This is a genomic window from Rhabdothermincola sp. (assembly GCF_036846205.1).
Lineage (GTDB): Bacteria > Actinomycetota > Acidimicrobiia > Acidimicrobiales > Acidimicrobilacustridaceae > Rhabdothermincola.
Genome location: NZ_DAIUCK010000139.1, coordinates 1 through 6,140, shown reverse-complemented (window position 1 = coordinate 6,140; position 6,140 = coordinate 1). Strand labels below are relative to the sequence as shown.

Below are 6,140 nucleotides of genomic sequence, written 5' to 3'. Positions count from 1 at the left end.
CCAGATCATCATCTACACCGGCGGCACCACCGGGATGCCGAAAGGGGTGGTCTGGCGGCAGGAGGACGCGTTCTACTCCTGCATCGGTGGCGGCGACCCCATGCGGCTGCTCGGCCCGGTCGAGCGGCCCGCCGAGCTGCTCGACCGGATCATCGACGGCACCTTCGTGTACCTGCCGGTCGCTCCCCTGATGCACGCCGCCGGTCAGTGGACCGCGTTGTCGTGGCTGTTCGCGGGGGGAAAGGTGGTGTTGCTGCCGGGGTCGCTCGATCCGGTGACCGTCTGGCGCACGGTGGAGCGGGAGCAGGTCAACCTGCTCACCGTGGTGGGTGACGCGGTCGTGCGGCCCCTGCTCGACGCCTGGGACGAGCACGGGCCCTTCGACGTCTCGACGCTGTTCTCGGTGGGCTCCGGTGGGGCGCCCCTGTCGCCGGCGTTGCGGGAACGGTTCACCACGACGCTCCCCAACGTGATGATCACCAACGGCTTCGGCTCGTCCGAGACGGGCGCCCAGGGCGCGTCGCGCACCACCGGGCCGACGGAAGGCGCCGCATCGGAGGCGGTGGTGTTCCAACCCATGGACGACACGACCGTGGTGCTCGACGAGGCGACGCTCGAGCCCGTCACTCCCGGATCGGGCCAGCAGGGCCGCGTGGCGAGGACGGGCCACATCCCGCTCGGCTACTACAACGACCCCGCCAAGACCGCAGAGGTCTTCGTGGAGGTGGGCGGCCGCCGCTGGGTGCTCACCGGTGACCTGGCCACGGTGGAGGCGGACGGGTCGATCCGGCTCCTCGGCCGTGGCTCGCAGTGCATCAACACCGGCGGCGAGAAGGTGTTCCCCGAAGAGGTCGAGGCCGTGCTCAAGACCCACCCCGACGTCTACGACGTGGTGGTGGTCGGGATCCCCGACGAGCGGTGGGGTCAGGCGGTGGCGGCCGTGGTGCAGCCGTCACCGGGCGCCGCGCCCACGCTCGAGACCCTGGCCGGCCACGCCCGCAGCCATCTCGCCGGGTACAAGCTGCCCCGGAGTGTGGTGCTGGTCGACGAGGTGGTGCGGTCGCCCGCGGGCAAAGCCGACTACCGGTGGGCCAGACAGGTGGCCGAGGGCTCGGCTGCCACCGGTTCGCCATCCACCGGCCCTTCACCTCCGTCCGGCTGAGTGGGAGACTGCGGCGGATGAGGCGGATGGGCAGTGTCGACGCAGCGTTCCTCTACGGCGAGACCCCGGCGTGGCACATGCACGTGTCGGCCGTGCTCATCGCCGATCCCACCACCGCACCGGGCGGGTTCTCGGTCGAGGAGCTGAAACGGCGGATCGGACACCGCCTCCACCTCGCTCCGCAGTTCCGGTGGCGCCTGGTTGAGGTGCCCTTCGGGCTGGGTCGGCCCGGCTGGGTCGAGGACCGGGACTTCGACATCGACCAGCACGTCCGGCGGATCGGCCTGCCCGCCCCCGGCGGGCCGGAGCAGCTCGGCAACCTCATCGGCGACCTGGTCAGCCTCAAGCTCGATCGGCGCAAGCCGCTGTGGGAGTTCTGGGTCATCGAGGGGCTCGAAGGTGGGCGCATCGCCGTGCTGGCCAAGGTGCACCACTCGATCATCGACGGCGTCTCCGGCAGCGAGCTGGCAGCCGTCCTGTTCGACCTCGAGCCCGACCCACCGTCGGACGGCGAGCCTCCACCCCGGGTCTTCGAAGAGGTTCCCAACCCGTTCGATCTGCTGCTGCGCGGCATCGCCGAGACCCTGCTCACGCCGTGGCGGGTGGCTCGCCTGGCCGAGCAGAGCCTCCGTCAAGGCTTGAAGTTCCTCGGGTTCCAGCGCCGGTCGTATGCGCCGGTGGCACCGTTCCAGGCGCCCCGGACGTCGTTCAACACCGAGCTCACGCCGCACCGCCGGTTCGCCTACGCGACGGTGCCCCTCGACGAGGTCCGCCGGATCAAGAAGGTCTTCGACGTGAAGGTCAACGACGTGGTGCTGGCGTTGTGCGCCGGAGCGCTGCGGCGCTACCTCGTCAAGAACGACGAGCTGCCCGATCAACCGCTCATCGCGCAGATCCCGGTGTCGATGCGCGCCGAGGACGACCGCACCGAGGTCGGCACGAAAGTGGGTGCGATGTTCGCCTCCCTCGCCACCGACGTGGCCGACCCGGTGCTGCGGCTGCTCTCGATCCACGAGAGCACGAAGAACGCCAAGGAGATGCAGCGCGCCCTCGCGGCCGAGAAGATCATGGGCATCACGGAGGCGGCCCCGCCCGCGCTGATCTCGCTCGCGGCCCGCATGTACACCGCCGCACACCTCGACCGGCGCACGCCGCCGATCATGAACCTGATCATCTCGAACGTTCCCGGGCCACCGTTCCCGCTGTACGTCGCCGGCGCGGAGATCGAGTCGCTCTACCCGATGGGCCCGCTGCTCTACGGCACCGGTGTCAACGTCACGGTGTTCAGCTACCGCGATCGGGTCGACTTCGGCTTCATGGTGTGCCGGGAGGCGGTTCCCCAGCCGTGGATCCTGGCCGAGGGCATCGAGGAGACGTTCCTGGAGTTGCGGGCCGCAGCCGATGAGGTGAGCCGATGATCGATCCGCGAGAGCGGGACGAGTCGGGCGAGCGGGCACACCCCCCGGGGCTTCCCGTCCCCCTCGGGCGCCGGGTGGAGCTGCCCGGCCGGGGCACCACCTTCGTGCGTGAAGTACCCGGCCCTCCGGGGGCGCCGACCCTGGTGCTCCTCCACGGCTGGATGGCCTCGGGGGGCATCAACTGGTACCGGGTCTTCGAGCCGGCCGGGGACCGATTCCGGGTCCTGGCGCCGGACCTCCGGGGCCATGCGCGAGGGCTGCGGTCCTCGCGCCGGTTCCGTCTCGCGGATTGCGCGGACGACGTCGCCGCCCTCCTCGACCAGTTGGGGGTGCGCTCGGCCATCTTCGCCGGCTACTCGATGGGCGGGCCGGTCGCCCAGCTGATCTGGAAGCGCCACCGAGGGCTGGTGGACGGTCTCGTCCTGTGCGCCACCAGCCACTCCTTCGTCCCCGGGATCCGGGAGCGCATGATCTTCTCGTCGTTGATGGCCGCCGCCGCAGGCACCACCCGCATCGGTGGTCTCATGACCGCGCTGCCTGCTTCATTGGTGAAGCAGTGGGTGCCGGTGAGTACCAGGGGTCGGCCAGACTCTCTGCAGCGTTGGGCGGCGGCCGAGATGCGCCGCCACGACTGGCGCATGGTGCTCGAGGCCGGGCACGCCATCGGCCAGTACGACGCCCGGAAGTGGATCGGCACGGTGGACGTGCCGACCGCGGTACTGGTCACGACCCGCGACCGGGCACTCGTGCCGACCCAGCAGGCCAAGCTGGCCTTCTCGATCCCGCACGCCTCGATCCATCGCATCGAGGACGGGCACGTGGCCTGCGCGTCGCCGGGGTTCGCCGCTGCGTTGCTCGCGGCCTGCGAGGACGTTCGCACCGCCGCTGTGTCAGCGGGCACCTGAACGCCAGACGTTCAGTGCCGCCGGCCAGGAGTGGCGCGACTCCGCCGGCGAGGTGGTCGGGTCAGGCGGTGGCCGGGACCGGCTCCAGCCGCGGGCCGGGTGTGAACCGCACCGGCATGTGCTTGATGCCGCCGATGAAGTTCGACCGGAGGTACTCGGGCTCGCCCGCCAGCTCGATGTCGGGCATGCGGGTGATGATCTCCTCGAAGATGATGCGCAGCTCCATGCGCGCCAGGTTCGCTCCCAGGCAGTAGTGGGGGCCACCGCCCCCGAAGCCGATGTGGTCGTTGGGGGAGCGTTCGATGTCGAAGCGGAACGGGTCTTCGAACACCGTCTCGTCGCGGTTGGCCGAGATGTGCCACATGACGACCTTGTCGCCCTTGCGGATGAGCTTGCCGCCGAGCTCGTAGTCGCGCATGGCGGTGCGGCGGAAGTGCAGCACCGGCGTGGCCCACCGCACGATCTCCTCGACGGCCGAGGGCAGCAGGTCGGGGTTGGCCTTCAGCTTCTCGAACTGATCGGGGTTGTCCATCAACGCTTTCATCCCGTGCGAGGTGGCGTTGCGGGTGGTCTCGTTGCCGGCCACGGCGAGCAGCATGAAAAACATGTCGAACTCGGTCTCACTCAGCCGATCGCCGTCGATCTCGGCTCCGAGCAGGCGGGAGACGATGTCGTCCCGAGGGTCCTTGCGCTTCTCCGCGGCGAGGGTGTTGGCGTAGAGGTAGAGCTCGGCGGCGGCCTCGTTGGCCGAGTCACGGTCACCTTCGAACTCCGGGTCGTCGATCCCGATCATGCGGTTCGTCCACTCGAACAGCTTGTGGCGGTCCTCCTGGGGGACACCCATCAACTCGGCGATGGCCTGCAGCGGCAGCTCTGCCGCAAGCTCGGTCACAAAGTCGCACTCGCCGCGCTCGATGACGTTGTCCACGATGAGCCGGGCTTTTGTGCGCAGCCCGGTCTCGAGCAGCCCGATCATCCGGGGGGTGAACCCCTTGTTCACGAGGAGCCGGTACCGGGTGTGCCGCGGAGGGTCCATGTAGAGCATCATCTCCCGGACCATCTCGCCCTCAGGAGTGATGTCGGGGATGCTGATGCCCTGCTCGGCCGACGAGAAGGCCTCGTAGTCACGGTTGACGGTGATCAGGTCGGCATGGCGGGTGATGCACCAGAAGCCGGGACCGTCGGGTTCCGGGTGGAAATGGACCGGGTCCTTCCGGCGGAGGACCTTGAACATCTCGTGGTGCCGACCCTCCCGGAACACGTCGGGATCGAGCAGATTGACATCGCTGAGCTCCACCTTGGGCCCCCTTCGGCTCCCGGACGAGAACAGATTCTACTTTTCCATCGGCGGCCACCACCCGGTCGTTGAGGGCCACGACGGGCCTCTTGGGCCGTAGGCCGGTCATTACGCAGGGTGGTCACTACGATGCGTCGCCGGTACGGCGGCAGCACGACGAGCAGGGGGACACGGGCATGGCCGGGCCACTCGAGGGGATCCGGGTCGTCGAGATCGCCGGCCTCGGGCCGGCGCCGTTCGGGGCCATGGTGCTCGCCGACCTGGGCGCGGACGTGGTGGTCGTGGACCGCCCGGATCACGTGCTCGGCGCATCCCCGGAGACGGCCAAGGGCAACGTCTACGCCCGGGGGAGGCGTTCGATCGCGGTCGACCTCAAGCGGACCGAGGGTGTCGAGGTCGTACGCACACTGGCCCGAGCAGCCGACGTGTTCGTGGAAGGCTTCCGCCCAGGGGTCATGGAACGGTTGGGCCTGGGACCGGAGGTCCTGCGCGCCGACAACCCCCGCCTCGTGTACGCCCGCATGACCGGCTGGGGCCAGGAGGGCCCGCTGGCCGATCGCGCCGGGCACGACCTCAACTACCTGGGGCTGGCGGGCCCGCTCGCCCACATCGGCCGGCGCGGACAGCCACCGACGCCACCGTTGAACCTCGTGGCGGATTTCGGTGGTGGGGGCATGCTCCTCGCGCTCGGGGTGTGCGCGGCCCTGGTCGAGCGGGCGAGCTCCGGTGAGGGTCAGGTGGTGGACGCGGCGATGGTCGACGGCGTGGCGCTGCTCGCCGCCCCGATCGCCAGCGCGTACATGCTGGGCTACTTCAATGCCGAGCGGGGGACGAACTGGCTCGACTCCGGGGCGCACTACTACGAGGTCTACGAGACCGCCGACGGGGGTTGGTTGTCGGTCGGGGCCATCGAGCCGGCGTTCTACGCGAACCTCCTACGGGGGCTCGGCCTGGCGGGCGAGGACCTGCCCGACCAGCAGGATGCGTCCCAGTGGCCGGCGATGAAGGAGCGCTTCGCCGCGGTGTTCCGCACCCGCACCCGGGACGAGTGGATGGAGGTCTTCGCCCAGCTGGACGCGTGCGTCGCCCCGGTGCTCACCTTCGCCGAGGCGCCGCAGCATCCGCACCTGCGGGCCCGGTCGACCTACGTCGACGTCGAGGGCATCGTGCAACCCGCGCCGGCGCCGCGCTTCGACCGCACACCGGCCTCGCTCAGCCGGCCGCCGGCACCGGCGGGGCACCACACCGACGAGGTGCTCGCCGAGGCGGGCTACGACGCCGCGGCCATCGCCGGGCTTCGTGAGCGCGGCGTGGTCGCCTGAGCCACGGCGGGCTCGCCACCACCCCACCCCTACCCC

5 protein-coding genes are annotated in these 6,140 nt (G+C 70.1%); 4 read left to right on the top strand and 1 reads right to left on the bottom strand.

What is annotated here, in order from left to right; translation table 11 throughout:
* The 3 genes from V7004_RS14845 to V7004_RS14835 form a co-directional block, all read left to right on the top strand.
* The coding region (locus tag V7004_RS14845) for an AMP-binding protein (RefSeq protein ID WP_334144967.1) at positions 1 to 1,162 on the top strand (1,162 nt) is incomplete at its 5' end.
* A gap of 17 nt (positions 1,163 to 1,179) precedes the next feature.
* Positions 1,180 to 2,580, top strand: a complete 1,401-nt coding sequence (locus V7004_RS14840) for a WS/DGAT/MGAT family O-acyltransferase (protein WP_442968075.1) — start codon at positions 1,180 to 1,182, stop codon at positions 2,578 to 2,580.
* Positions 2,577 to 3,485 carry an alpha/beta fold hydrolase gene (locus tag V7004_RS14835; protein ID WP_334144964.1) on the top strand — a complete coding sequence of 303 codons (909 nt, stop codon included), beginning with the start codon at positions 2,577 to 2,579 and terminating at the stop codon, positions 3,483 to 3,485. The genes V7004_RS14840 and V7004_RS14835 overlap by 4 nt, the downstream gene beginning before the upstream one ends.
* Before the next feature lie 61 nt (positions 3,486 to 3,546).
* Here V7004_RS14835 and V7004_RS14830 read toward each other — a convergent pair whose 3' ends face one another.
* Positions 3,547 to 4,782, bottom strand: a complete 1,236-nt coding sequence (locus V7004_RS14830) for a cytochrome P450 (protein ID WP_334144963.1) — start codon at positions 4,780 to 4,782, stop codon at positions 3,547 to 3,549.
* A 176-nt stretch (positions 4,783 to 4,958) separates the two neighbouring features.
* Between V7004_RS14830 and V7004_RS14825 the strand changes: the two genes are divergently transcribed.
* On the top strand, positions 4,959 to 6,104 hold the full coding sequence (locus V7004_RS14825) for a CaiB/BaiF CoA transferase family protein (protein WP_334144962.1): 1,146 nt from the start codon (positions 4,959 to 4,961) through the stop codon (positions 6,102 to 6,104).
* Positions 6,105 to 6,140 lie beyond the last annotated feature (36 nt).

What these genes read in the sequence shown, in the direction of transcription:
- V7004_RS14840 (WP_442968075.1), top strand. Translation starts at nt 1,180, where the DNA reads ATGAGGCGGATGGGCAGTGTCGACGCAGCGTTCCTCTACGGCGAGACC.
- V7004_RS14835 (WP_334144964.1), top strand. Translation starts at nt 2,577, where the DNA reads ATGATCGATCCGCGAGAGCGGGACGAGTCGGGCGAGCGGGCACACCCC.
- V7004_RS14825 (WP_334144962.1), top strand. Translation starts at nt 4,959, where the DNA reads ATGGCCGGGCCACTCGAGGGGATCCGGGTCGTCGAGATCGCCGGCCTC.